The sequence below is a fragment of the Streptomyces sp. NPDC047028 genome (assembly GCF_040644095.1).
GTDB lineage: Bacteria > Actinomycetota > Actinomycetes > Streptomycetales > Streptomycetaceae > Streptomyces.
The window spans coordinates 84,440-108,292 of the sequence record NZ_JBEYVS010000012.1 but is presented as its reverse complement, the minus strand read 5'-3'; the positions used below and the strand labels follow the sequence as shown (position 1 = coordinate 108,292).

The following is a 23,853-nucleotide window of genomic DNA, read 5'->3' as shown; positions in this document are numbered from 1 at the left end:
GAACCGCGAGCCCGGCGCAGGTCAGGCGGCGGGCACCGTGATACAGGGGGCCGCCCGGTTCGCCGTGGCGATCGCGGTGTCGGTGCGGGCGTGGATGACCAGGCGCGTGCACGCGGCGTCGGCGTTCGCCTCCAGCAGGCGCCGTGCCGGGGCACTGTGGGTGGCCACGGACGTCAGCAGGCCGAGGCCGCTGCACATGCGGTGGACCCGCAGCACGGTGCCGACCGCCGTGTCGGTCGCCGCGCCCTCGTCGAGCACGATGACGACGGAGCCCGGCCGGTGCGCGTGGACCAGGTCGCTGATCCGCCCGTACAACGCAGGCGCCGCGTCCTTGGCGTCGGTGTCCTCGCCGACGGTGACGACGAGCACCCCCCCGCTCGCATGAACGAGAGAGCATCACGATCCCCCCGTTCCTTCTGCGGCGATCGGTTCCCCGCTCGGGTACCCGTGCCGGGCCGGTCATCCGCTCGTGACCAGCGGCCTGTTCACCGGCCGGCCGTACGTGAAGGCCGCCGGAATGCCGGGTACGCGGTGGACACCGTCGTGTGCGCGGTGCACGCGTGGACGCCGGCCCCGCGCCCCGGGGCTGATCTTGCCCGAGGTGGACGGTCTGGACGACGAACAGCGCGTCCAATATGAACTGCTGGACCGTGACTCGTACCCGCGCGGTGGTCCGCTGATCCCGGGCGGCCCGCCACGCCGGCCCCGGCCCGGGGCAGGCCCTACCTGGGGTGCCGGCGCCGGCCCAGTCGGGCACCGAGGAGGACGAAGTCGACGACGAGGACGATCACCCCGATGATCAGCAGGTAGATCAGTCCCTTGACCGCCAGACCGACGGCGCCCAGGATCACGGCGACGAGAAGCAGCAGGAGGAACAGGCTCACGGCTCTCTCCGATCGGTCAGCGCCGCCCGAGGCGGCGTTCCCCGCGGGCGCCCTGCTCGTAGGGAAGGTCGTAGTGCGCGAAGACCGCGGACTCGTCCTCCGCGGGGAGTTCGCCGTCCGGGTCGATCGCCGGGGCGTCCTTGACCACGCTCCTGCTGTAACGCACCCTCAGGTACCCGGGCCCGACCCGCGCCTGGTCCAGCGGTACGAACACCAGTCGGCGCCGGGTGGGCAGGCCGACGGTCACCGTCGCGAAGGCGGGCACGTCGGTGAGGGTGTCGACGTAGACGGACTCCAGGGTGCCGATCTTGCGGCGGTCCGCGTCCACCACGTCGTGACCGCGCCACTCCCGGATGTTGTCGGCCTCGAACATTCCTGGCCTTCCTCTCGTTACGGATGCACCTCTTCTCCTACCCCGTCTGGGCACACCTGTCGCAGCACGTTCGCGGGGGCCGAGGGCGCGCGGGGCGGGTGACTCCCGGGTGCCCGTGCCCGCCTCGCCCGGCAGGATCGGATCAGGGTTCCCGGGCCGCCCGTGTTTCGTCACGCGGCGCCCGGGATACCCCGCGAAGGCCGGGCCCCGGGTCTCACGAACGGTCGGAGCCGGGACCTCGCGTCCGCGTACACCGTCGCTGTGAAGGTCGGTCGCCATGTCTCACGCCCCTTCCCCCGCAGGCCACAGCCGTGTCACGCCGGCCAGGCCCGTCGCTCCGGCGGTGGGCTCCGTCCGTCGGCCGGCCACCGGCCGGGGCGGGCGGGGCGTGTGTGGCGGTACGGCTCTGGTGACGGGCGCCTCCTCGGGCATCGGCGCCGCCGTCGCCCGCCGGCTCGCGGCCGAGGGAGGCTGGCGGCTGGTGCTCAACGGGCGGGACGTCACCCGGCTGGAGCAAGTGGCGAGGCAGGTGTCGGCGACGGCCTTCGCGGCGGATCTGACCCGGCCCGGCGCCGACCGCCGGCTGACCGAGCACGTGCTCGGCGAGGTGGGGGCCGTCGATCTGCTGGTGGCCGGCGCCGGGGTCGGCTGGGCCGGCGACTTCGTGGGGATGCCGCACGCGTCGATCGAGGAGGTCGTGAACGTCGACCTGCTGTCCACGGTGCACCTCGTACGCACCGTGCTGCCGCACATGGTCGCGGCCGGATCGGGACGCGTGGTGCTCATCGGATCCCTCGCGGGCAGCGTGGGTGTGCGCGGGGAGGCCGTCTACTCGGCCGCGAAGGCCGCTCTGGCCGCGTTCGCGGACGCCCTGCGGTACGAACTGCGCGGCAGCGGTGTGGGGGTCAGCCTCGTCGTGCCCGGCGTGGTCGACACCCCGTTCTTCGACCGGCGCGGCGCCCCCTACCAGCGGTCACGGCCCAGGCCCGTGCCGGCCGAACGGGTCGCGGACGCCGTCTGGACCGCCGTACGGCGCGGCAAGGACGAGGTGTACGTCCCCGGCTGGCTGCGTCTTCCCATCCGGGTACGGGGCACGACGCCGGGGCTCTACCGGCGGCTCGCCGCCCACTTCGGGTGAGGTGGCATGACCGCCCTCACGGTCGTGCTCGCCCTGCTCGCGGCCCTCTCCAACGCCTCGGCCTCGGTGCTGCAGCGGCAGGCCGCCGTGGAGGAGTCGGACGACCACACCGGGGTGGAGAACGCCGTGCGGCGACTCGGACACCTGCTACGGCGGCCGCACTGGCTGGCCGGGACGGGTCTGCTCGTGCTGTCCAGCGTGCTGCAGGCCTGGGCACTGGCAGTGGGCAGCCTGTCGCTGGTCCAGCCGCTGCTGGCCGCCGAGTTGCTGTTCACCCTGGTCGTGGGCAGTTTCGTGTTCCGCCGTCCCCCCGACCGGCGGACCTGGCTCGCGTTCGCCGCGCTCGCGGTGGGACTGGCGGTCTTCCTGCTGTCGGCGTCCCCCCAGCCCGGCCGTTCGACGGCCTCGCCCGGGGCCTGGCTCGTGGTGGGCGTGGTCATGTTCTGCGTCGTGACGCTGCTGGTGCTGATCGCGCGTCCGACGCGGGGCACCGCGCGGGCGGCCCTGCTGGGCCTGGCGTCCGCCGTGTCCTTCGCCACCACGGCCGCCCTGCTGAAGGAGGCCGTCGGGATGCTCGAACACGGGCTCCCGGTCATGCTGGCCCACTGGTCGCTGTACGCGACGGCGGGCGCCGGGTTCGTCGCCTTCCTGCTGCTGCAGGCCGCGTTCCGCGCCGGGTCGCTGGCCGCCTCGCAGCCCACGCTCACCCTCGGCGACGCCATCACCAGCGTGGCGCTGGGCTGGGCGCTGTTCTCGGAGGCCATCGACCTCGGGCTGCGGGTGCTCCCTGAACTGATCGGCATCGCGCTGATCGGGGCGGGCAGCATCGGACTGGCGAACGCCCCGTCCGTCAAGGGCGGCTGGGACACGGAGCCGGGCGGTCGCCGGCAGGACGAGGGCGGGGCGCACGTGCCGACGCCCCGCGGACACTGACCCGGTGAGGAGGCGGTCCCCGATGGCTCCGGGTTCCCGGCGGGCGTGGCGGGCCGCGGCCGTGCTGCTGCCGCCGGCCGTCGCGGGCGCGCACATCGGCCCGGCGGCCACCTGGCTGCCGGACGTACGGCGGCTGCTGTTCCCGGGGCTGTCCGGCACCGGCCACCGCCGGCACATCGCGCTGACCTTCGACGACGGGCCGGACCCGGCCTCGACGCCGCGTTTCCTGGACGCGCTGGACGCGCTCGGGGTGCGGGCGACCTTCTTCGTCCTCGGGGAGAACGTGGCCCGCCATCCGGCGCTGGCCGTGGAGACGGTGCGGCGGGGCCACGAACTCGCGGTGCACGGCTGGACCCACGAGCGGCCCTGGTGGCCCTCCCCCGCCCGTGACATCGCCGGGGTGGCCCGGACGGCCGGCACGCTGTACGACGTCACCGGACAGCAGCCGCGCTGGTACCGGCCGCCGTACGGGATCCTCACGTCCGGCCGCTGGCTGGCCGCCCGGCGGGCCGGGCTGCGGACCGTGCTGTGGTCCGCCTGGGGCCGGGACTGGACGGCGGAGGCGACCCCGGAGTCCGTACGGGCGCTCGTGGCGGCCGACCTGCGCGGTGGCGGGACCGTCCTGCTGCACGACTCCGACCGGCTCGCGGCCCCGGGCTGCTGGCGCTCCGCGCTCGGCGCGCTCCCCGGCCTCGTGGACGGCTGCCGGGAGGCGGGGCTGACGGTCGGCCCCCTGCGCGAACACGGCCCGGCCTGGGAACCGCCACCGGACCCGCACCGGCCGGCACACCCGGCCCGGGCGCACGAGGGCGCCGGGTCACGGTGAGCCTGGCGAACTGGGCACGGTGACCGCTGCTCGCCCGGTTCAGGTGGTGCTCCGCGGTGGCCCGGTGAGGCGGGTGACGTGGTCCATCGGGTCGCTTCGGAAGAGGGCCCGGCCGCGGGCCGTTCGGGCCGGGCGGGTGGTGCCCGACTCGGTGAGTGCGCCGAGGGCGCGCAGCAGTGCGGGGCCGTCCGCGGCGAGTTCGGAGACCCCGAGGCCGGCCATCTGCCGTACGCCCTCCACGCCGTGGCCGGGCAGCGGGCGGTAGCCGATCACGGGCAGGCCGGCGGCGAGGGCCTGCACGGCGGTCTGCCCGGCGGCGTTGTCGACGAGGGCGTACGAGGCTCCCAGCAGGCCGGGCATGTCGTCGACCCAGTCCAGGGCGAGGGCGCCGGGCACCCGGGACGCCTCGGCGAGGAGCCGTTCGTTGCGGCCGCACAGCACCACGGGCAGATACCCGGCGCCGGCCAGCAGCCCGGCGGTGGCGGCCGGGCGGGACGCCGCTCCCCAGGCGCCGGCGGAGAGCAGGACCGGGGGGCGGCCGGGCGCCCGGGCGGTGAAGCGGGCCCGCCAGCCGGCGGTGTCCGCGGCCGGGCGGAGGAAGGCCGGCGCGGTCACCGGGCCGGTCGTCACCACGGGGACGGACAGGGAGCGCCGTACCTGGTGGGCGGCCGGGTCTGTAAGGCACAGGTACTGGTCGTTGCCCGGGTGGAGCCACTGCCGGTGTACGGCGAAGTCGAGCAGGAACACGGCGCTCGGCACCCGCAGTTCGCCCCGGGCCCGGAGATGGCCGGTGAGCTGGGCGGCCAGATGGAAGACCGACACCACCACGTCGGCGCCCAGCCGGTCCACCAGCGCCGTCAGCCGGTCGCCGGCCAGCCGGGCGAGCGGTACGCCGCTGGGGCGGGGGCCGGTGCCGTCGCGCAGGAAAGCGCCGTACAGGCCGGCGTACACCCAGGGGAAGTGGCGTACGGACGCCTGGTAGAAGCGGCGCAGCCCGGTCCCGAGGCCGTGGGGCAGGAGGGCGAGGACATCGGCCACGTGGGGCTGGTGGCCGTGGGCCTCGGCGCGGCGGGCGAGTTCGGCGGCCACGGTGTCGTGTCCGGCGCCCATGCTCGCGCTGACGATCAGCACGCGCCGGGGGCGGCTCGCCGGAGTCCGGCCCGGGGACGACGTCTCGGCGGATGTAGGCACGGCTTCCGGTTCCCCGGTGGGACCGGACGCCAAACGGGCCGTCCGTGGGGGGCGTTTCCGGGTGACATGCGAGCGACACATCCGAATCTTTGCATAGTGCAATGAATCGAACGGCCCAGCCGGATACCCGTACGGCGCAACGCAGTCGGAGAAGCGAGTGGAAGGAGGTGGCCCTCGTGGCCACGCAACCGCGTATCGAAGACCACCCGGACCTGATGTCCATGCGTGCGCATTACGCCCAGGCGTCCGCACGGCCGTCGCTGCAGGCGGCCGAGAGGCTGAGCCTGCTGACCGGCCTGTACATGGCGATCTCGCCATGGGTGGTGGGCTTCGACGGCAACCCGCTGGCCGCCAGCAACCTCGTCACCGGTATCGCCCTGGCCGTGCTGGCCCTGGGCTTCGGCTCCGCCTACGAGCGGACGTTCGGCATGGGCTGGGTCGCCGCCGCGATCGGCGCGTGGACGATCATCAGCCCGTGGGCGGTGCAGCACGCGTCCGCGACGACGGGGACGATCGTCAGCAACACCATCACGGGAGCCGTCGCGGTACTGCTGGGGCTGGCGACCATGGCCATGGCGGCACGAGGCCGCGGGCACCGCTCCTGATCCGCACGGTGGCAGGCGCGCGCACGGCGGTCGCCGTGCCGCGCCTGTCCTTGTCTGTGCCCTCGGCCGCCGCGATCCGCGCGGCCGGGGGAGAATGCTGCTGTCGGCCATCGTCCGCGGCGACTGCGGGCGGGCTGGCGGCGGCGAGCACGGGAGGAGAGCCCGTGAGGCAGTTGCGGCGTGGCCTGCACCGTGCGTGGGAGTGGGTCGGTGTGCACGCCCTGTTCGGGCACGGCAAGGAGCTCGAACTCATGCACAGGGCCATGGGGTTCGCCACGCTGGCCCTGGTGACCCTGGCCCCGCTGCTGATCGTGGTCGCGGCGGCGGACCCGCTGGTGCGGGGAGGTTTCGCCGCATGGCTGGCCGACGGCATGGGTCTGTCGGGGAAGTCGGCCCGGGCCCTGACCATCGTGATCAGTCCGCCGCACAACGTCATCGGCACGACGAGCGTGTGGAGTGGTGTCCTGCTCGCCGTGTTCGGCGTGTCCTTCGGCGGCAGTGTGCAGAACGGCTACGAGCGGATCTGGGCGCTGCCGCCCGGCCGCTGGCACCGGATCTGGCGGCAGGCGACCTGGCTGATCGCCCTGATGGCCTATCTGTACCAGGAGGTGCAGACCCGGACGGCGCTGCACGGCTTCGCGCGCATCTCGCTGTCGTCGGCGACCGGGCTGGTGTTCTTCTGGTGGGGCCAGCACTTCCTGCTGGGCGGTCAGGTCCGCTGGCGGTCGCTGCTGCCGGGCGCGGTGGCGACCATGATCGGGCTGGGCGGGCTGCGGGCCTTCTCCTCACTCGTGTTCACCCCGCTGATCGTGACCAACGCGCTGAGCTACGGCGCGGTCGGGACCGTGCTGGTGGTGGAGTCGTGGCTGATCGGGGTGGGGTTCGTCGTGTACGGGGGTGCGCTGTTCGGCCGCTGGTTCTGTGAGCACCACTGGATGCCGGGGCAGCGGCACACCACGGCGGAGGAGCCGGCCGGGGGGCCGGGGGGTGAGGAGCCGCCCGCGGGGGCCGGGGGCGAGGAGCCGACCGTGGACGAGTGAGCGGTCGGGCGGGGCAGGTCAGGGGAGTTCCTGCTCGGCCCAGATGATCTTCCCGTCGGGGGTGTAGCGCGTCCCCCAGCGGAGCGCCAGCTGGGCCACCAGGAACAGTCCGCGGCCGCCCTCGTCGGTGCTGCGGGCGTGCCTCAGCCGCGGGGCGGTACTGCTCGCGTCGGAGACCTCGCAGGTCAGCCGGGCGTCGTGGAGCAGCCGTAGCCGGATGGGCGCTTCGGCGTAGCGGATGGCGTTGGTGACCAGTTCGCTCACGACGAGCTCCGTCGTCATCGCCAGCTCGCCCAGGCCCCAGTCGGTGACCTGGCGGGTCGCGGCGGCCCGGACCCGCGCGACGGCGGCGGGATCGGCCGGCACGTCCCAGGAGGCGACCCGGTCGGCCGGGAGGGCGCGGGTGCGGGCCAGGAGGAGGGCGATGTCGTCGGGCTGAGGCCCGGGGACCAGTTGCTGCACGGCGGACGCGCACAGCGTGTCCAGGTCCGCTGCGGTGGTGGCGAGGACCTCGGCGAGCCGGGTCATGCCCTGTTCCATGTCACGGTCGGTGCCCTCGATGAGGCCGTTGGTGTAGAGGCCGAGCAGGCTGTTCTCGGCGAGTTCGAACTCGGTGGCCTCGAAGGCCATGCCGCCCAGTCCGAGCGGGGGTCCGGCGGGTATCCGCGGGAAGTGGGCGTGCCCGTCGGGGGCGACGACGACGGGGGGCGGGTGTCCGGCGCGGGCCATGGCGCAGCGCCGGGCGACCGGGTCGTAGACGGCGTACAGGCAGGTGGCGCCTACAAATCCGGCCGTGTTCCGGTCGGCGGGCCGGCGCCCGGCCTCCTCGTCGCCGAGCCGCAGCACGAGGTCGTCGAGGTGGGCGAGGAGTTCGTCGGGGGGCATCTCCATGTCGGCGAGGGTCTGCACCGCCGTACGCAGTCTGCCCATGCTCGCCGCGGCGGTGATGCCGTGACCGACGACGTCGCCGATGACGAGGCCGACGCGGGCGCCGGACAGGGGGATCACGTCGAACCAGTCGCCTCCGACGCCGCCGGTCGCCTCCGCCGGCCGGTAGGAGGAGGCCACCTCCAGCGCGGTACCGCCGGTCAGGGCGTGAGGCAGCAGGCTGCGCTGAAGGGTGACCGCCGCCGTGTGCTCGCGGGTGTAGCGGCGGGCGTTGTCGACGCAGACCGCGGCCCGGGCGACCAGTTCGCGGGCGAGGAGGACGTCGTCGGGCGCGAAGGGGACGGGATTGACGGAGCGGGCGAACGTGGTGAGGCCCAGCGCGGTGTTGCGGGCCCGCATGGGCACGGAGATGAGGGAGTGCAGGCCGTAGCGGCGGATGCGGTCGGCGCGCTCGGGGTGGGCGGAGACCCACTGGTCGTCGTCGGGGTCGAGGACGGGTATGAGGACCGGCTCGCCCTTCAGGATCAGGTGCATGCCGTGCGGCGGCGGCAGGAAGTCGACCGCCTCGCCGATCCCGGCGACCGATTCGGGGCAGCCCTCGCGGACGGAGCTCAGTCCGGCGCGGCGCATCACGGGACGGGCGTGGGCGGGTCCGGCGTCGGTCAGCCAGGCGCCGTGGCCCTCGGTGCTGAGGACCGGTTCGAGGAGGTCGACGATGACGAAGTCGGCGAAGCGGGGTACGGCGAAGTCGGCGAGTTCCTGGGCGGTGCGCAGGACGTCGAGGGTCCGGCCGATGCTGGTGCCGGCCTCGTTGACGAGGGTCAGCAGCCGGCGGGCGGTCCAGCGTTCGGTGACGTCGAGGACCATGTAGCAGATCCCGGTGACGGTGTCGCCGGCGTCCACGAGCGGAAAGAAGGACGTGGAGTAGGCGTGCTCGCGGTGCGGGTCGGCCCAGCTCCAGCCCACGTACTCGTAGTCGGTCACCGGCATCCCGGTCGCGAGCACCTTGCGCATGAGGCCTTCTAGGGTGGCCGCCTGCAGTCCGGGGAGGAGTTCGCTGAGCCGCCGTCCGAGGCGTTGCTCGCGGGGCACTCCGCCGAAGTGTTCCAGGGTGTCGTTCAGCCAGACGTAGCGCAGGTCGGGGTCCATGACGGCCATGCCGACCGGTGAGCGGGTGAGGAAGCCGTCGAGGACGGACCGGTCCACCGTCCACTGCGGCCTCTGCTCGTGGGCCGACAGCAGGAAACACTCGTCGTCGCCGACCCGGAAGGACGCCGAGACCCGCAGATCGAGGTCGACACGGCGGCCGTCGCTGTGCCGGACGGCGACGCGTCCGCTCCAGCCCATGCCGGCGCGGCACCGGTCGGCGATGCCGGCGGCGCGGGCCGGGTCCGCGCGCATGGCCAGCAGGCGTGCGGCGGGCCGGCCGACGGTGTCGGGAGCGCGGTGGCCGAGGAGTGTCTCGGCGGCCCGGGTCCAGGCGAGCACGGTGCCGTCGGCCCGGATGACGGCCGCCGCGTCGCCGGAGGCGTCGAAGAGGTCACGCGGCTCCGGCGCCGGGGAGGCGTCGATGCCCTGTCGCGCAGATTCCATCGGGGTTCCATCCTCTACACCCCCATGGTGCTGCCAGTGCGTCGGATCCGCACGGGCCCGGCGACCGCGGTGGGCGGGCCCGGGCGTGGAGGCAGCGCGTGTGCGGTGGCGGGGGCAGCATGGAAGGTGCGGTTCCCGGGCACTCGTCCGGCCGGCCGGTGGAGGTGGAACTGGGATGGCTGTGGATTCCTACCGGGCCGGCGACGACGAGCACCGCGCCGAGCAGCCGCGACCGACCGGCCTGCTGGACGTGCTGAGCGTGGCCGCGGTGGCCCTGGACGCGGACGGCCGGATCGTCTTCTGGACGCCGCAGGCCGAGGAACTGTTCGGCTACACGTCCGAGGAGGCGCTGGGGACGCCCGCGGGACGGCTGCTGACCCGGCCGGAGCACCTCCAGGCGGCCGTCGGACTGTTCACGGAGGTGCTGCAGACGGGCCGCGGCTGGGCCGGCGCCTTCCCCGTGCGGCACAAGGACGGCACCAGCCGGCTGACGGAGTTCCGCACGATGCGGCTGCTGGACGACCTGGGCGACACCTACGCGCTGGGCATCGCGGCCGATCACACGCTGCTGCAGCGGGTCGAGACCGACCTGGCGCTGTGCGAGCGGCTGATCAACCAGTCCCCGATCGGGCTGGCCCTGTTCGACCCCGACCTGCGCTACCTCCTGGTCAATCCGGCGCTGGAGCGGATCGACGGCATCCCGGCCGGGGACCACATCGGCCGCCCGCTGCGGGAGACGCTGCCGTTCTTCGACGTCGACACCGTGGAGTCGGCTCTGCGGCAGGTGCTCACCACCGGCATGCCGCTGCTCGACCAGTACCACGTGGGCCGGCCGCCCCCGGACCCCGAGCACGAGCACGCCTGGTCGCTGTCGTTCTACCGGCTGGAGGATCCCAACGGGCGGGTGCTGGGCGCGGCCGCGTCGGTGGTCGACGTCACCGAGCGGCACCGTGCGGCCAGCGAGGCCGACCGGGCGCGGCGCCGGCTGGCACTGATCGCCGATGCCTCCACGCGGGTCGGCACCACGCTGGAGGTGGAGCGGACGGCCCACGAACTCGCCGAGATCGCGACTCCCGTGCTCGCGGACGTGGTCGCCGTGGACGTGCTCGACTCCGCCCTGGCCTGCCGGCGGATGCGCAGACCCGACAACGGTCCGGAGCTGTTCCGCGCGCTGGCCCTGAAGGCCTCCCATCCGACCGTGGCGCTGCGGGCGGCGGACCCGCCCGGCGATCTCGCCGCGTATGACGGCGACCGCCTGGTCACCCTGTGCGTGCACACCGGGCGGCCGGTCCTCGTGCCGCACGTGGGCGCCGCCGACCTGCCGCGTATCGCCCGCGACGAGAAGGGCGGCGAGCTGCTGGCCCGCGCGGGCGTGCACTCGTACCTCGCGGTGCCGTTGATCGCGCACGGCGAGGTGCTCGGCGCCCTCGACCTCAAGCGCACCGAGAACCCCGTGCCGTTCGACGAGGACGATGTCGTGCTGGCCGGTGAGCTGGCCAGCCGGGCCGCCGTGGCCATCGACAACGCCCGCTGGTTCCAGAGCGTGCGCAACACCGCGCTCACCCTGCAGCGCAGCCTGCTCCCCGACCACTCGCCGCACCACACGGGCCTGGAGCTGGCCTCCCGCTACCAGCCGGCGCAGGCCACCAGCGAGGTCGGCGGCGACTGGTACGACGTCATCCCGCTGGAGGGGGACAAGACGGCCCTGGTGGTGGGGGACGTCATGGGCAACGGCATCGACGCCGCCGCCACCATGGGTCGGCTGCGGACCGCCACCTGCGCCTACGCCGACCTCGATCTCGACCCCGGGGCGGTGCTCCAGCACCTGGACAAGATCACCTGCGATCTGGAGCACTACATCGTCACCTGCCTGTACGCTGTGTTCGACCCGGCAACGCGGCACTGCACCGTCGCCAACGCGGGGCACATGCCGCCCGCCCTCGCGCGGCCCGGGCAGAACCCCGTCCTGCTGGACCTGCCACCGGCGGCGCCGCTCGGCGTCGGCGGCGTCCCGTTCGAGACGACGACGGTCGAGTTGCGCCCCGGTGACGTGCTGGTCCTCTACACCGACGGTCTGGTGGAGACGCGGCAGCACGCGATCGACGACCGGCTGAACGCCCTGCTCGGCTTCCTGGACGAGCCCGGCCGTCCCCTCGAGGAGACCTGCGACCTGCTCCTGTACGGGCTGCGGCACCCGGACGACCACGACGACGTGGCACTGCTCGTCGCCCGCGCGCTCTAGTCGTACGACCGCCTGCCGGCCCCGAACGGCCACGCGTGGTGCGGGTGGGCCGGGAGTGGGAACCTGGGGAATGCAGAGGTGTCCGAGGAGGGCAACCCGGGAGGGCCGATGGGACGAGACGTCCCGGCGCTCGTCTTCACCCGCGAGGACCGCCGCCGGTACCGGATCAAGATGCAGGAGTGCCTGGAGGCGTTCGCGCAGATGCTGCGCGACGCACGGTTCGAGTCCGAACGGCCGCAGGTGGGCCTGGAGATCGAGCTGAACCTGGTCAACGACGCGGCCGAGCCGGCGATGCGCAACATCGACGCCCTGGAGGCGATCGCGGATCCGGCGTGGTCGACGGAGCTGGGCCGGTTCAACCTGGAGATCAACGTGCCGCCCCGCCGGCTGACGGCGGGCGGGCCCGACGCCTGGGAGTCGGAGATCCGGGCGGCCCTGAACCACGCGGAGCAGCGGGCCCGGTCGGTCGGCACCCATCTGATCATGGTCGGGATCCTGCCCACCCTGCGGCAGGAGGACGTCGGGGAGGGAGCGCTGTCGGAGAACCCGCGCTACCAGCTCCTCAACGACCAGATCTTCGCGGCCCGGGGTGAGGACCTGCGGATCGAGGTGGACGGCGTGGACCGGCTGCGGACCTACGCCGACACGATCACCCCGGAGGCGGCGTGCACCAGCACCCAGTTCCATCTCCAGGTCTCCCCGGAGGAGTTCGCCGACTACTGGAACGCGGCACAGGCCATCGCGGGCGTGCAGGTCGCGCTGTCGGCCAACTCGCCGTTCCTGTTCGGCAAGGAGCTGTGGCACGAGACCCGCATCCCGCTGTTCGAGCAGGCCACGGACACCCGCCCGGAGGAGATCAAGGTGCAGGGGGTACGGCCCCGGGTGTGGTTCGGTGAGCGCTGGATCAACAGCGTCTTCGACCTGTTCGAGGAGAACCTGCGCTTCTTCCCGGCACTGCTGCCGCTGTGCGACGAGCAGGACCCCGCCGAGACGCTGGACCGGGGCGATGTGCCCGAACTGGCCGAGCTGACCCTGCACAACGGCACGATCTACCGCTGGAACCGGCCCGTGTACGCCGTCGACCACGACCGGCCGCACGTCCGGGTGGAGAACCGGGTGCTGCCGGCCGGCCCGACGGTCGCGGACACGCTCGCCAACGGCGCGTTCTACTACGGCCTGACGCGCGCCCTGGTGGAGGAGGAGCGGCCGGTGTGGTCGCGGATGTCGTTCTCGGCGGCCGAGGACAATCTGCACACGGCGGCCCGGCACGGCATCGAGGCGCGGCTGTACTGGCCGGGGATGGGCGAGGTCCCGGTGCCCGAACTCGTGCTCAGGCGTCTGCTGCCGCTGGCGCACCGGGGACTGGAGCTGTCCGGCATGGACGCGGCCTGGCGGGAGCCCCTGCTCGGCATCATCGAGCAGCGCTGCGTCGTCGGCCGCAACGGCGCCGTCTGGCAGAAGGAGATGTTCCAGCACCTGGACGCCTCCAGCCGGGCCGGCCGGCACGAGTCCCTGCGGCGCATGACCCAGCTGTACGTCGACTACATGCATCTCAACGCGCCGGTGCACACCTGGCCGGTCGACCTCAGTCCATAGCGGCCGCCGGCACGGCGGTGTCAGAGCAGGCCGCCCTCCTGGAGGTGCACCCCCTCGGCCGTGACCCGGTCCGTGCGCTCGGAGCCCTCGGCGACGCGGACCCAGCTGTCCACGGTGAGTTCGCCGCCCGTCAGCTCGATCCGGAAGCCGCCGTACATGCCCGGGACCGGGAACCAGCAGACGGGGCGGGCGAGTTCGGTGAGGATCTCGACGTCGGGCAGGCGCAGTTCCTCGCGGGTGGCCAGGTCGGGCCGGTTGCCGTCGCCGGTGCGGTGGTGGATCAGGCGGTGCAGGTTCCGTCGCAGTGCCGCGCGCACCTGCGGTGGCAGGGGGTGCCGGATCTCGGGCCGCAGCAGGCCGGTCAGGTGGTCGTGGCCCCGGTCGGCGGCGATGTCCGCGGGGCGGGCCCCGTCGCGGGTGCGCAGGGTGCGGAAGGCGCCGTGTCCCAGGAGCCGCCGGGCGATCTCGGGGGTGGTGCCGTACCAGGCTGCCTGGTGCAGGGGTGTGTAGCCGCTGCTGCCGCCGAGGCGCGTGGAGTTGGCGAGGGACGGGGCCTCGTCGAGGATCTCGAAGACGGTGTGCCAGCGGCCGTCGCGGGCGGCGTCGGCCAGGCGGTCTCGCAGGGCCACGCCCTCCGGCAGGAGCGTCGACCGAAGGGTGATGCCGTCCCATTCCGCTGTGCGCTCGTCGTCCATCCGGCCGAGTGTAGGGCAGCCCGCCCGCCTCGCGACCCGTCGCTGACCTCGGCGAACGTCACCCGCCGTCGCCTGAGCGGCCCAATGCCGGCCCGTCCGGCGGGCGTGGGTGTGTGGAGGGTGTGACCGTGGTGGAAGGCATGGCGGGTGCACCGGCGAGCGAGGAGGCGGGATGTCGGACAGGGCCGGCGGGCGTGGCACGGTCTGTGCCGCCGTGGCGGAGCGGGCGGAGCCCTCGGACGGGCCGGCCGTGGGCGGCCTGGAGCAGCTGGGCGCGGTCGCCGACGCCGTGCTGTACGAGGGCTACCTCCTCTACCCGTACCGCCGTTCGTCGGCGAAGAACCGGGTCCGCTGGCAGTTCGGGGTGCTGCTGCCCAGGGACTGGGTGGAGGCCGACGGGCCCGTCGTTCCGGGTGTCTCCGGCTCGGCGGACTCCTGGTACCAGCGCACCGAGTGCCTGGTTCGGGCGCGGCGGACGGACGCGGCCGTACGGGTGCGGATGCGGTACCTGCAGATGCAGCACAAGCAGGTGGAGGCGGCGGAGGCGGACGGCGGCCACCGGGCCGTGGAGTCGTTGCGGGACGCGGCGGGAACAGCGCATCTGACGTTCGACGAGGCGGTGCCCCGCGAGGTGGACCTCGCCTGGTCCGTGGCGGAGCTGCTGCGCGGCCCGTGCGCCGCCGACGTCGGCGCGCCGGCCGGGGAGGAGACCGAGGCTCTGGCGGGCGGCGCCGGGCGCGTGGTGCGGCGGCGGCCGGAAGTACGGGCGCGTACGACCGTCGAGGCCGAGCCGCTCGGCGAGGAGCTGTACCGGTTGCGGGTGCGCACCGAGAACACGGCAGGCGCCCCCGACGTACGGGCGGTCCGCGGCGACGCGCTGCGGCAGGCGCTGATCGCCGCGCACACCCTGCTCGGCGGAGACGGCGTGGAGTTCGTCTCGCTGATCGATCCGCCCGCCGGGCTCCGGGAGCAGGTGCGGGGCTGCCGCAACGCGTTCACGTTTCCCGTCCTCGGCGGCGAGGCCCCGCCCGCGGGCACGGGCACGGGCGCGACGGGGAGTGTCATGCTCTCCGCGCCGATCATCCTGCCGGACCATCCGCGGGTGGCACCGGAGAGCCCGGGGGACCTGCACGACGCGGGAGAGATCGACGAGATCCTGACGCTGCGCACGATGCTGCTCACGGACGAGGAGAAGGCCGAGGCGCGGGCGACCGACCCGCGGGCCGCGCAGATCCTCGACCGGGTGGACACCATGCCACAGGAGGTCTTCGCCAAGCTGCACGGTGCGATCCGCTCGCTGACCCCGGCAGGCCCGGCCCAGCAGGCTCCGGCGCCGGAGGCGGACGCGCCCGCCGGGCGGCCCGCCTGGTGGCAGGAGGGGGGCGACGACGGCCTCTCCCCCACCACCGACACAGTCCTCGTCGACGGCGTCCCCCTCGGCAAAGGCAGCCCGGTGCGGCTGCGGCCGCGCGGCCGGGGCGCCGACGCCCAGGACATGTTCCTCGCCGGACGGAACGCACACGTCGCCGCCGTCTTCCACGACGTGGACGGCAGCGTGCACCTCGCGGTGACCGTCGACGACGACCCGGCCGCCGAACTGCACGGCTGGTACGGCCGTTTCCACTACTTCCGGCCCGACGAGGTCGAACCGCTCGGACGCGCGGACGCGCCCCGCCCGGCGGACCCCGTCCACCCATCCCGGCCGCAGTCCCCGCGGCCACTGCGTCCGGCCGACGGGCCGGAGGAGGGACGGTCCGATGGACGCCCTTGAGGTGCTCAAGCACGACCACCGGATGGTCGAGCAGGTGTTCAGCGACTACGACTCCGCCGCGTCCGACCGGCAGCGGCGCGGCGTGGTCGAACTGCTGGTGCGCGAGCTGTCCAAGCACGCGGCGCTGGAGGAGATGCTCGTCTACCCGCTGGCCAGGAAGGTGCTCCCGGACGGTGAGCAGGAGATCGACGAGCACCTGGACGAGCACATGGCGGTGAAGAAGACGCTCCTCGCCCTCGACAAGCTGGACGAGGGCGACCGGCGCACCGGCGACCTGGTCGCCTCGCTGCGCCGCGACGTGGCGGAGCACATCCGGGAGGAGGAGGGCGTCCTGATGCCCCGGCTGCGGGAGGCCGTCTCCCAGCAGGACCTGGACGAGCTGGGCGAGCTGATCGGCAGGGCCAGGCAGAGCGCGCCGACCCGCCCGCACCCGAACGCCCCCGCCGCGCCGCCCGCCCTGACCCTCGCGGCCCCCGTGGCCGCGGCCTACGACCGGCTCCGAGACCGACTGCAGCAAAGGCCGACGACATGACGACCCAGAGCGGTACCACCGAAGTCCGCGGCGAGCCCAGCCGGGCCGAACAGCGCAAGGGCATCGACGAGATCCACATCCTCTGGATCTCCGAGGGCATGAGCTGCGACGGCGACACCGTCTCGCTGACGGCCGCCGACCAGCCCTCCATCGAGGACGTGGTGCTCGGACTCATCCCGGGCCTGCCCAAGGTCAACCTGGTCAACAAGGTGCTCTCCCCCAGCCTGGGCGGCGAGGACTTCCTCGCTCCCTACCGGGCGGCGGCCCGCGGTGAACTGGGTCCGTTCATCCTGGTCATCGAGGGTTCGATCCCCAACCAGAACATCATCGAGGGCGACGGCTACTGGACCTCCTTCGGCAACGACCCGGAGACCGGGCAGCCGCAGACCCTGAACTGGTGGATCGACCAGCTCGCCCCGAAGGCCTGGGCCGTGGTCGCCGCCGGCACCTGCGCCACCTACGGCGGCATCCACGCCATGGCCGGCAATCCCACCGGCTGCATGGGCCTCGCGGACTACCTGGGCTGGGACTTCAAGTCCGAGGCCGGGCTGCCGGTCGTCAACGTGCCCGGATGCCCCATCCAGCCGGAGAACTTCATGGAGACGCTGGTCTGGGTGCTGCAGCACGCCGCCGGCGCCGCTCCCCCGCCGCCGCTGGACCACATGCTGCGCCCGCAGTGGCTGTTCGGGAAGACCGTCCACGAGGGCTGCGACCGGGCCGCGTACTACGAGCAGGCCGACTTCGCCGAGGACTACACCTCCCCCAAGTGCCTGGTGAAGACGGGCTGCTGGGGGCCGGTCGTCAACTGCAACGTGCCCAAGCGGGGCTGGATGGCCGGCATCGGCGGGTGCCCGAACGTCGGCGGCATCTGCATCGGGTGCACGATGCCCGGCTTCCCCGACGCGTTCATGCCGTTCATGGACGAACCCCCCGGCGGAACGCTGTCGTCGATGGTGATCAAGCCGTACGGCGCCGTCGTGCGCCGGCTGCGCGGCATCACCAACGTCATGGTCAACCACGAGCCCAAGTGGCGCCACAACAAGGGCGAACTGACCAGCGGTTACGACCCGCGCTGGCGCGCCTGACGCCGTAGGTCCCCTTCCCCCCACCAGCCCGCACGACCCGAACAGCGAGGGGCAGTACCGCAGATGACGACCACCGACTCCCGGACGACGGATCGCAAACCCGCCCAGATCGTGGACATGTCCTGGGACCCGATCACCCGCATCATCGGCAACCTGGGCATCTACACGAAGATCGACTTCGCCAACCGGGAAGTCGTGGAGTGCCACAGCACCTCCTCGCTGTTCCGGGGCTACTCCGTGTTCATGAAGGGCAAGGACCCGCGCGACGCCGGGTTCATCACGTCCCGCATCTGCGGCATCTGCGGCGACAACCACACCACCTGCTCCAACTACGCCCAGCAGATGGCCTACGGCGTCAAGCCGCCGCGGATGGCCGAGCACATCACCAACCTCGGCGAGGCCGCCGAGTACATGTTCGACCACACGATCTTCCAGGACAACCTGGTGTTCGTGGACTTCTGCGAGGCGATGGTCAAGGCCACCAACCCCGGTGTCCTGGCCCGCGCCGAGCAGACCGCGGCGCCCCGCGGTGACGTGCACGGCTACCGGACCATCGCCGACATCATGAAGGCCTTCAACCCCTTCGAGGGCGAGGTCTACAAGGAGGCGCTGAAGGTCAGCCGGGTCACCCGGGAGATGTTCTGCCTGATGGAGGGGCGGCACGTCCACCCGTCCACGCTGTACCCGGGCGGCGTCGGCACGATGCCGCAGCCCAACACGTTCACCGACTACCTCAGCCGGCTGATGCGCGTCATCGACTTCATCAAGAAGGCGGTGGCGATGAACGACGACGTCTTCGACTTCTTCTACGAGGCGCTGCCCGGCTACGAGGAGGTCGGCAAGCGCCGTATCCTGCTGGGCTGCTGGGGCGCCTGGCAGAACCCGGACGTCGTCGACTACCGGTACCAGTCGATGAACGAGTGGGGCAAGGCGATGTACGTCACCCCGGGCATCGTCGTCGACGGCAAGCTGGTCACCAACAACCTGATCGACATCAACCTCGGTCTGCGCATCATGCTGGGCAGCTCCTTCTACGAGGACTGGGTCAACGAGCAGCCGTTCGTCACCCACGACCCGCTCGGCAACCCGGTCGACATGCGCCACCCGTGGAACCAGACGACGGTCCCGGTGCCGCAGAAGCGGGAGTTCGACGGCAACTACAGCTGGGTGATGAGCCCGCGCTGGTTCCACCAGCAGACCGGCGAGCACCTGGCGCTGGACACCGGCGGCGGCCCGCTGGCCCGGCTCTGGTCGACCGCGCTGAGCGGCCTGGTCGACACGCCGTACATCAAGGCGACCGGCAGCAGTGTGCGGATCTCGCTGCCCAAGGGCGAGTCGCTTCCGGAGACCACGCTGGAGTGGCACATCCCGAAGTGGAGCAACACCATCGAACGGGACCGCGCGCGGCCGTACTTCGTCGCCTACGCCGCCGCGATGGCCCTCCAGTTCCTGGAGGAGGCGATGGGGCTGCTGCGGGCCGGCGAGACCAAGGTGTTCGAGAACTTCGAGGTGCCCGACGAGGCGATCGGCTGCGGATTCCACGAGGCGGTCCGCGGTGTCCTCTCCCACCACCTGGTGATCCGGGACAAGAAGATCGCCAACTACCACCCGTACCCGCCCACCCCGTGGAACGCCAGCCCCCGCGACATCTACGGCACCCCCGGTCCGTACGAGGACGCGGTGCAGGGCCAGCCCATCTTCGAGGAGAACGGGCCCGACGACTTCAAGGGCGTCGACATCATGCGCACGGTGCGCAGCTTCGACCCCTGCCTGCCGTGCGGCGTGCACATGTACATGGGCAAGGGCAAGACGCTGTCGACCGTGCACTCGCCGACGTACGGGGCCAACCATGGCTGACGACGACGCCCAGGCCGCCGTACGCCTGCCGGACCGCGCCGTGGAGGCGCGGCTCGCCCGGCTCGACGAGGGCCTTGAGCGGCTGGAGTCCGCGCCCGGCCCGGCCGCCCGGGACGCCCTGGAGGCCGTACGGCTGCTCACCGAGGTCTATGGCGAGGCGCTCGCCCGGGTCGTGGACCGCGCCGACGACGCGCTGTGCGAGGCGCTCGCGGACGACGAGTTGCTGGCGCACCTGCTGGTGCTGCACGGCGTCCATCCCGAGCCGGTGGAGCGCCGGGCAGCCCGCGCGGTCGAGAGGCTGCGGCCCGCCGTGCGCGAGCGCGGCGGTGACGTGGAGTGGGCCGGTGTTCAGGACGGGGTGGGCAGGGTTCGGGTGAAGAAGTCGGGCGGGGGCTGCGGCTCGGGCTGCGGCGGCGGCTCGTCCGACGTCACCGAGGCCGTCCGCGCCGCCGTGCTGGCCGTCGCGCCCGAGCTGGAGGGCGTGGAGCCGGTGCCGGAGGGCGGCGAGCGGCGGGCCGCGCCCGCGTTCGTGCCGCTGGCCACGATCAAGCGCCGGGCCGCGCCGCAGCCACAGGAGACCCGGTGACGTCCCGAGGAGCGCTGGCCCGGGTCATCCGCTCCGCCGCCGAGCAGTCGGCGGCGGCCGCGGCCGAGGTGTGCGAGCTGTGCGCCGCACCGGTGGCCGGGGAGCACCCGCACCTGCTGGAGACGGCGGTCGCCGAGGTCAGATGCGTGTGCCGCCCCTGCTCGGTGCTGTTCGCCGGGGACGGAGCGGGCGAGGGGCGCTACAAGCTCGTCCCGCGCCGCCGGGTCAGGCTGCCACCGGTCGACACCGCTCTGCTGGGCGTACCCGTCGGGCTGGTGTTCTTCGTGCCCCGCTCCGACGGCACGGTCACCGCGCAGGGACCGAGCCCGGCCGGGGCCATGCGCTGGGAGGTGGACGCGGCCGCCTGGCGGCGGCTCGCCGAGAGGTGTCCGCCGCTCGCCTCGGTGACACTTGATGTGGAGGCGCTGCTCGTGAACACCGTGCGGGGCCTCGACGAGCACTGGATCGTCCCCGTCGACGACTGCTACCGGATGGTCGCCCTCGTCCGCCGGGAGTGGCGGGGCCTGTCCGGCGGCGGCCGGGTCTGGCCGGCCGTCGAGGAGTTCTTCGCGGCGCTCACCGAGCGGTCGTGACACCGGCCTCGGGGACACCAGGAAGGAGAGCACCATGGGGAGCATCCGAGTCGGCCAGGCCGAGGCCAGGCCCGACACGCCCACCCATGTGCGCGGGCTGCACCAGGGCAACAAGGGCCCGTACGGCGATCAGCCCGGGCACCACGAGGACGGCACCTCCGACGCGCGCCGTTCCACGGGGATCCACTGGAAGCGGCATGACGCCCTGCTGAAGGCCATGCCGAACATCTCGCCGGGATGAGAGGGCAGGAAATGATCGTGACGAAGTTCCTCCGCCGACGCAGGAGAGCGGCACGCGGCATCTCCGGACGTCAGGTGCTCGCCGCGCAGGCCGTGGCGCTGGGCTGCCTGGGGGCGGCCCTGTTCGTGAAGGAACTCCCCGGTATCGCCCGGGAACTGAAGATCTACCGGCTGACCGGGGGGCTGCGCGCGGCCCGCCGTTATCCCTGAGCCGGCCGTGCACGAGGTGTCGATCGCGAGCGCGATCGTGGAGCAGGCCGGGGAGATGGCCCGCGCGGACGGGACCGGCGACGTGTCGTCGGTGACCGTCCGGGTCGGTGAGCTGTCCGGGGTGGTGCCCGACGCGCTGCGGTTCGCCTTCGAGGTGGTCCGCGACGGCACCGCGCTCGCGGCGGCCTGCCTGGTCGTCGAGCAGGTGCCCGCGCTGGCCTGGTGCGACCGTTGCGCCGAGGAGTTCGCGGTGGGCATGCCGCCGTTCTTCTGGTGTCCGGCGTGCGACCGGCCGTCGCGGGATCTGCGCAGCGGCCGGGAGCTGGAGATCACCGGCGTCGAGGCGGCCGCCTGAGCATGACGGAGCCGGCCCCGCCCTGAGGGCGGGGCCGGCTCTCCCGTGCGCACCCGGATTCAGCAGATACGGGGCAGCTGCTCCCCCAGCGGCAGGTCCACCACGCGGGTGCCGCCGAGGCCGGTGGCGACGACGACCATGCCCGGGTGGTCCTCCACGCACCGGCCGACGACCACCGCGCCGGTGCCGTGCGGGTGGGTGTGCATCGCCGCCAGCACGGCCTCGGCCTGCTCGGGCGGGACGAAGGCCACGAGCCGGCCCTCGTTGGCGACGTACAGCGGGTCCAGGCCGAGGAAACCGCAGGCGTTGGCGACCTCCTCGGGCACCGGGATGGCGCGCTCGTTGAGCCGGACGCCGGTGCCGGAGGCGCGCGCGATCTCGTTCAGGGAGGCCGCCAGCCCGCCCCGGGTGGGGTCGCGCAGGACGTGGATGTCCGGGGTGACCTCCAGCATGGTGGCGACCAGTCCGGCCAGGGGCGCCGTGTCCGAGGCGATCTCCACGCCGAACTCCAGGCCCTCCCGGACGCTCATGATGGCCACGCCGTGCAACCCGATGGGGCCGCTGACGATGACGGCGTCGCCGGGCCGGGCCCGCTGCGGGCGGATGTCGACGCCGTCGGGGACGACGCCGACGCCTGCGGTGGTGACGTACACGCCGTCGCCGTGACCGGACTCGACCACCTTGGTGTCACCGGTGGCGACGGTGACACCGGCCGCCTCGGCCGCCGTGCCGAGGGCGCGGGCCACGCGTTCGACGACGGCGATTTCGACGCCCTCCTCCAGGATGAACGCGGTGGACAGGTAGGCGGGCCGGGCGCCGCTCATCGCGAGGTCGTTGACGGTGCCGTTGACCGCGAGGTCGCCGAGGCTGCCGCCGGGGAAGAACAGCGGCCGTACGACATAGGAATCGGTGGAGAAGGCCAGCCGGGCGCCGGCCAGGTCGAGGACGGCGGAGTCGGCCAGTCCGGCGAGGGTGGGGTTGCCGTAGGCGGGGGCGAAGACCTGATCGATCAGTTCGGCGGACAGGGCGCCGCCTCCGCCGTGGCCCATCACGACGACGGGCTGGTCGCGCACGGGGGCCGGGCAGGTCCAGTTCGTGGGGTCGACGGCCGTGTCGGGGGCGGCGGTCGTGGGGGTGGCGAGGTCAGCCAACGGGGTTCATCTCCTCCTGCGGGACGCGGGATCCCTGGGGGGCCGGGCTGTTCATCCGGCGGTACAGGTAGTAGGCGGCGCAGGCGCCCTCGCTGGAGACCATGGTGGCGCCGAGCGGGGTGCGCGGGGTGCAGGCCTTGCCGAACGCCTCGCACTCGGTCGGCTTGATGAGGCCCTGCAGGACCTCGCCGGCCCGGCACACCGCGGGTTCCTCGGTGCGGATGCCGGCGACGTCGAAGCGGTGCTCGGCGTCGTAGGCGCGGTAGGCGTCGCTGAGCCGCCAGCCGCTGGCCGGGATCGGGCCGATGCCGCGCCAGTTGCGGTCGGCGACCTCGAACACCTCCTCCAGCATGCGCAGCGCCGCCGGGTTGCCCTGGTCGCACACGGCGCGCGGGTAGGCGTTCTCCACCCGGTGCTCACCGCGCTCCAGCTGGTGGACGGCACGGCGGATGCCTTCGAGGATGTCCAGCGGCTCGAAGCCGGTCACGACGATCGGCACCCGGTGCTTCGCGGCCAGCTCCGGGTACTCGGCGGTGCCCATCACGCTGCACACGTGCCCGGCGGCGAGGAAGCCCTGCACCCGGCAGCTGGGGGCGGTCATGATGGCCTCGATCGCCGGGGGGACCCGGACGTGGGAGACCAGCAGGCTGAAGTTGTCCAGGCCGAGCCGGCGGGCCTGGTGGACGGCCATGGCGTTGGCCGGGGCGGTCGTCTCGAAGCCGATCGCGAAGAACACGACCTGCCGGTCCGGGTTCTTGCGGGCGAGGTCGAGGGCGTCGAGCGGGGAGTACACGACGCGTACGTCGCCGCCCTCGCCCTTGACGCGGAAGAGGTCCCGGTCGGTGCCGGGCACGCGCAGCATGTCACCGAAGGAGCAGAAGATCACGTCGGGGCGGGCGGCGATCTCCAGGGCCTTGTCGATGACGTCGAGCGGGGTGACGCACACCGGGCAGCCGGGTCCGTGGATCAACTCCACTTCCTCGGGCAGCAGCTGGTCGATGCCGTGCCGGATGATGGAGTGCGTCTGCCCGCCGCAGACCTCCATCAGCGCCCAGGGCCGGGTGACCGTGGCGCGGATCTCGTCCAGCAGCCGCCGGGCCAGGCCGGGGTCGTTGAACTCGTCGATGTACTTCACCGGATCTCAGCTCCGCTCTCCCCGCGCTCCGCTGCCACGGGGGCGTGCGGGGCGCCGCTCCCGGCCTGCTGTGCCGCCTGCTGCCAGGCGTCGCCGAACTCCTCCTCCAGGAGTCCCAGTTGCTCGAAGAGCTCCAGGGACGCCCGCGCAGACTCCTCGTCCAGGCGTTGCAGGGCGAAGCCGACGTGGACGATGACGTACTCCCCCACCCGCACATCGGGCAGGTATTCCAGGCACGCCTGTTTCCTGACGCCGCCGAAGTCGACCAGCCCGGTGCGGGGGTCGGCGTCCTCGTCGATGGCGACGACCTTGCCGGGCACTGCCAGACACATGG

At 73.1% G+C, this 23,853-nt stretch carries 25 protein-coding genes; 16 read left to right on the top strand and 9 right to left on the bottom strand.

Translation table 11 applies throughout. From position 1 onward, the window contains the following. Window positions 1-21: 21 nt before the first annotated feature. The 3 genes from ABZ854_RS13670 to ABZ854_RS13660 form a co-directional block, all read right to left on the bottom strand. A complete protein-coding gene (locus ABZ854_RS13670; protein ID WP_361209012.1) occupies window positions 22-369 on the bottom strand; it encodes a hypothetical protein in 348 nt (115 codons plus the stop codon). A gap of 353 nt (window positions 370-722) precedes the next feature. Next, window positions 723-884, bottom strand: a complete 162-nt coding sequence (locus ABZ854_RS13665; RefSeq protein ID WP_164992463.1) for a hypothetical protein — start codon at window positions 882-884, stop codon at window positions 723-725. Window positions 885-900: 16 nt separating this feature from the next. Next, entirely contained in the window at window positions 901-1,257 is a 357-nt protein-coding gene (locus tag ABZ854_RS13660) for a PRC-barrel domain-containing protein (RefSeq protein WP_129311438.1), read from the bottom strand. A gap of 277 nt (window positions 1,258-1,534) precedes the next feature. On the opposite strand from ABZ854_RS13660, the gene ABZ854_RS13655 reads away from it, so the two are divergent. The 3 genes from ABZ854_RS13655 to ABZ854_RS13645 are packed head-to-tail and all read left to right on the top strand — an operon-like array spanning window position 1,535 to window position 4,154. After that, window positions 1,535-2,395, top strand: coding sequence for an SDR family NAD(P)-dependent oxidoreductase (locus tag ABZ854_RS13655; protein ID WP_361209008.1), 861 nt, complete (start codon window positions 1,535-1,537; stop codon window positions 2,393-2,395). Window positions 2,396-2,401: 6 nt separating this feature from the next. Beyond that, window positions 2,402-3,328: a DMT family transporter gene (locus tag ABZ854_RS13650; protein ID WP_361209005.1), complete on the top strand. Its 927-nt coding sequence runs from the start codon at window positions 2,402-2,404 to the stop codon at window positions 3,326-3,328. A gap of 22 nt (window positions 3,329-3,350) precedes the next feature. After that, a complete protein-coding gene (locus ABZ854_RS13645) occupies window positions 3,351-4,154 on the top strand; it encodes a polysaccharide deacetylase family protein (RefSeq protein WP_361209002.1) in 804 nt (267 codons plus the stop codon). Window positions 4,155-4,193: 39 nt separating this feature from the next. On the opposite strand, the gene ABZ854_RS13640 is transcribed toward ABZ854_RS13645, so the two are convergent. After that, entirely contained in the window at window positions 4,194-5,264 is a 1,071-nt protein-coding gene (locus tag ABZ854_RS13640) for a galactosyldiacylglycerol synthase (protein ID WP_361209189.1), read from the bottom strand. 257 nt (window positions 5,265-5,521) lie between these two features. Here ABZ854_RS13640 and ABZ854_RS13635 point away from each other — a divergent pair, with 257 nt between their 5' ends. Both ABZ854_RS13635 and ABZ854_RS13630 read left to right on the top strand, forming a co-directional pair. Next, window positions 5,522-5,950, top strand: coding sequence for an SPW repeat protein (locus tag ABZ854_RS13635; RefSeq protein WP_361208999.1), 429 nt, complete (start codon window positions 5,522-5,524; stop codon window positions 5,948-5,950). A gap of 164 nt (window positions 5,951-6,114) precedes the next feature. Beyond that, window positions 6,115-6,990, top strand: a complete 876-nt coding sequence (locus ABZ854_RS13630) for a ribonuclease BN (RefSeq protein ID WP_361208996.1) — start codon at window positions 6,115-6,117, stop codon at window positions 6,988-6,990. Window positions 6,991-7,008: 18 nt separating this feature from the next. Here the strand turns inward: ABZ854_RS13630 and ABZ854_RS13625 are convergent, their stop codons facing one another. After that, on the bottom strand, window positions 7,009-9,471 hold the full coding sequence (locus tag ABZ854_RS13625) for a SpoIIE family protein phosphatase (protein ID WP_361208993.1): 2,463 nt from the start codon (window positions 9,469-9,471) through the stop codon (window positions 7,009-7,011). Window positions 9,472-9,646: 175 nt separating this feature from the next. On the opposite strand from ABZ854_RS13625, the gene ABZ854_RS13620 reads away from it, so the two are divergent. Both ABZ854_RS13620 and ABZ854_RS13615 read left to right on the top strand, forming a co-directional pair. Beyond that, the gene (locus tag ABZ854_RS13620) at window positions 9,647-11,713 is read left to right on the top strand and encodes a SpoIIE family protein phosphatase (protein WP_361208990.1); all 2,067 of its coding nucleotides are present in this window, start codon (window positions 9,647-9,649) and stop codon (window positions 11,711-11,713) included. 108 nt (window positions 11,714-11,821) lie between these two features. Next, the gene (locus ABZ854_RS13615; RefSeq protein WP_361208987.1) at window positions 11,822-13,309 is read left to right on the top strand and encodes a glutamate-cysteine ligase family protein; all 1,488 of its coding nucleotides are present in this window, start codon (window positions 11,822-11,824) and stop codon (window positions 13,307-13,309) included. A gap of 20 nt (window positions 13,310-13,329) precedes the next feature. Here the strand turns inward: ABZ854_RS13615 and ABZ854_RS13610 are convergent, their stop codons facing one another. After that, window positions 13,330-14,004, bottom strand: coding sequence for an ankyrin repeat domain-containing protein (locus ABZ854_RS13610; RefSeq protein ID WP_361208984.1), 675 nt, complete (start codon window positions 14,002-14,004; stop codon window positions 13,330-13,332). Window positions 14,005-14,176: 172 nt separating this feature from the next. Here ABZ854_RS13610 and ABZ854_RS13605 point away from each other — a divergent pair, with 172 nt between their 5' ends. From ABZ854_RS13605 to hypA, 9 genes are all read left to right on the top strand, one after another. After that, on the top strand, window positions 14,177-15,775 hold the full coding sequence (locus ABZ854_RS13605; protein WP_361208981.1) for a hypothetical protein: 1,599 nt from the start codon (window positions 14,177-14,179) through the stop codon (window positions 15,773-15,775). Then, complete coding sequence (locus ABZ854_RS13600) at window positions 15,762-16,307, top strand: hemerythrin domain-containing protein (protein WP_361208978.1); 546 nt, start codon at window positions 15,762-15,764, stop codon at window positions 16,305-16,307. Before ABZ854_RS13605 ends, ABZ854_RS13600 begins: the two co-directional genes overlap by 14 nt. Continuing rightward, window positions 16,304-17,392, top strand: a complete 1,089-nt coding sequence (locus ABZ854_RS13595) for a hydrogenase expression protein HypE (protein ID WP_361208975.1) — start codon at window positions 16,304-16,306, stop codon at window positions 17,390-17,392. Before ABZ854_RS13600 ends, ABZ854_RS13595 begins: the two co-directional genes overlap by 4 nt. A gap of 63 nt (window positions 17,393-17,455) precedes the next feature. Continuing rightward, a complete protein-coding gene (locus tag ABZ854_RS13590; protein ID WP_361208972.1) occupies window positions 17,456-19,249 on the top strand; it encodes a nickel-dependent hydrogenase large subunit in 1,794 nt (597 codons plus the stop codon). Next, window positions 19,242-19,835 carry a NifU family protein gene (locus tag ABZ854_RS13585; RefSeq protein WP_361208969.1) on the top strand — a complete coding sequence of 198 codons (594 nt, stop codon included), beginning with the start codon at window positions 19,242-19,244 and terminating at the stop codon, window positions 19,833-19,835. Before ABZ854_RS13590 ends, ABZ854_RS13585 begins: the two co-directional genes overlap by 8 nt. Further along, the gene (locus ABZ854_RS13580; protein ID WP_361208966.1) at window positions 19,832-20,428 is read left to right on the top strand and encodes a DUF5947 family protein; all 597 of its coding nucleotides are present in this window, start codon (window positions 19,832-19,834) and stop codon (window positions 20,426-20,428) included. The genes ABZ854_RS13585 and ABZ854_RS13580 overlap by 4 nt, the downstream gene beginning before the upstream one ends. A gap of 34 nt (window positions 20,429-20,462) precedes the next feature. Beyond that, the gene (locus ABZ854_RS13575) at window positions 20,463-20,669 is read left to right on the top strand and encodes a hypothetical protein (protein WP_129311424.1); all 207 of its coding nucleotides are present in this window, start codon (window positions 20,463-20,465) and stop codon (window positions 20,667-20,669) included. A 17-nt stretch (window positions 20,670-20,686) separates the two neighbouring features. Next, window positions 20,687-20,878, top strand: coding sequence for a hypothetical protein (locus tag ABZ854_RS13570; protein WP_361208962.1), 192 nt, complete (start codon window positions 20,687-20,689; stop codon window positions 20,876-20,878). A 7-nt stretch (window positions 20,879-20,885) separates the two neighbouring features. Further along, entirely contained in the window at window positions 20,886-21,233 is a 348-nt protein-coding gene (hypA, locus tag ABZ854_RS13565) for a hydrogenase maturation nickel metallochaperone HypA (RefSeq protein WP_361208959.1), read from the top strand. Between the two features lie 59 nt (window positions 21,234-21,292). Here the strand turns inward: hypA and hypE are convergent, their stop codons facing one another. The 3 genes from hypE to ABZ854_RS13550 are packed head-to-tail and all read right to left on the bottom strand — an operon-like array spanning window position 21,293 to window position 23,851. Further along, complete coding sequence (gene hypE / locus ABZ854_RS13560; RefSeq protein WP_361208956.1) at window positions 21,293-22,384, bottom strand: hydrogenase expression/formation protein HypE; 1,092 nt, start codon at window positions 22,382-22,384, stop codon at window positions 21,293-21,295. Further along, a complete protein-coding gene (gene hypD, locus ABZ854_RS13555; RefSeq protein WP_361208953.1) occupies window positions 22,377-23,519 on the bottom strand; it encodes a hydrogenase formation protein HypD in 1,143 nt (380 codons plus the stop codon). The genes hypE and hypD overlap by 8 nt, the downstream gene beginning before the upstream one ends. Then, a complete protein-coding gene (locus tag ABZ854_RS13550; RefSeq protein WP_361208950.1) occupies window positions 23,516-23,851 on the bottom strand; it encodes a HypC/HybG/HupF family hydrogenase formation chaperone in 336 nt (111 codons plus the stop codon). Before ABZ854_RS13550 ends, hypD begins: the two co-directional genes overlap by 4 nt. Between the last annotated feature and the right edge of the window lie 2 nt (window positions 23,852-23,853).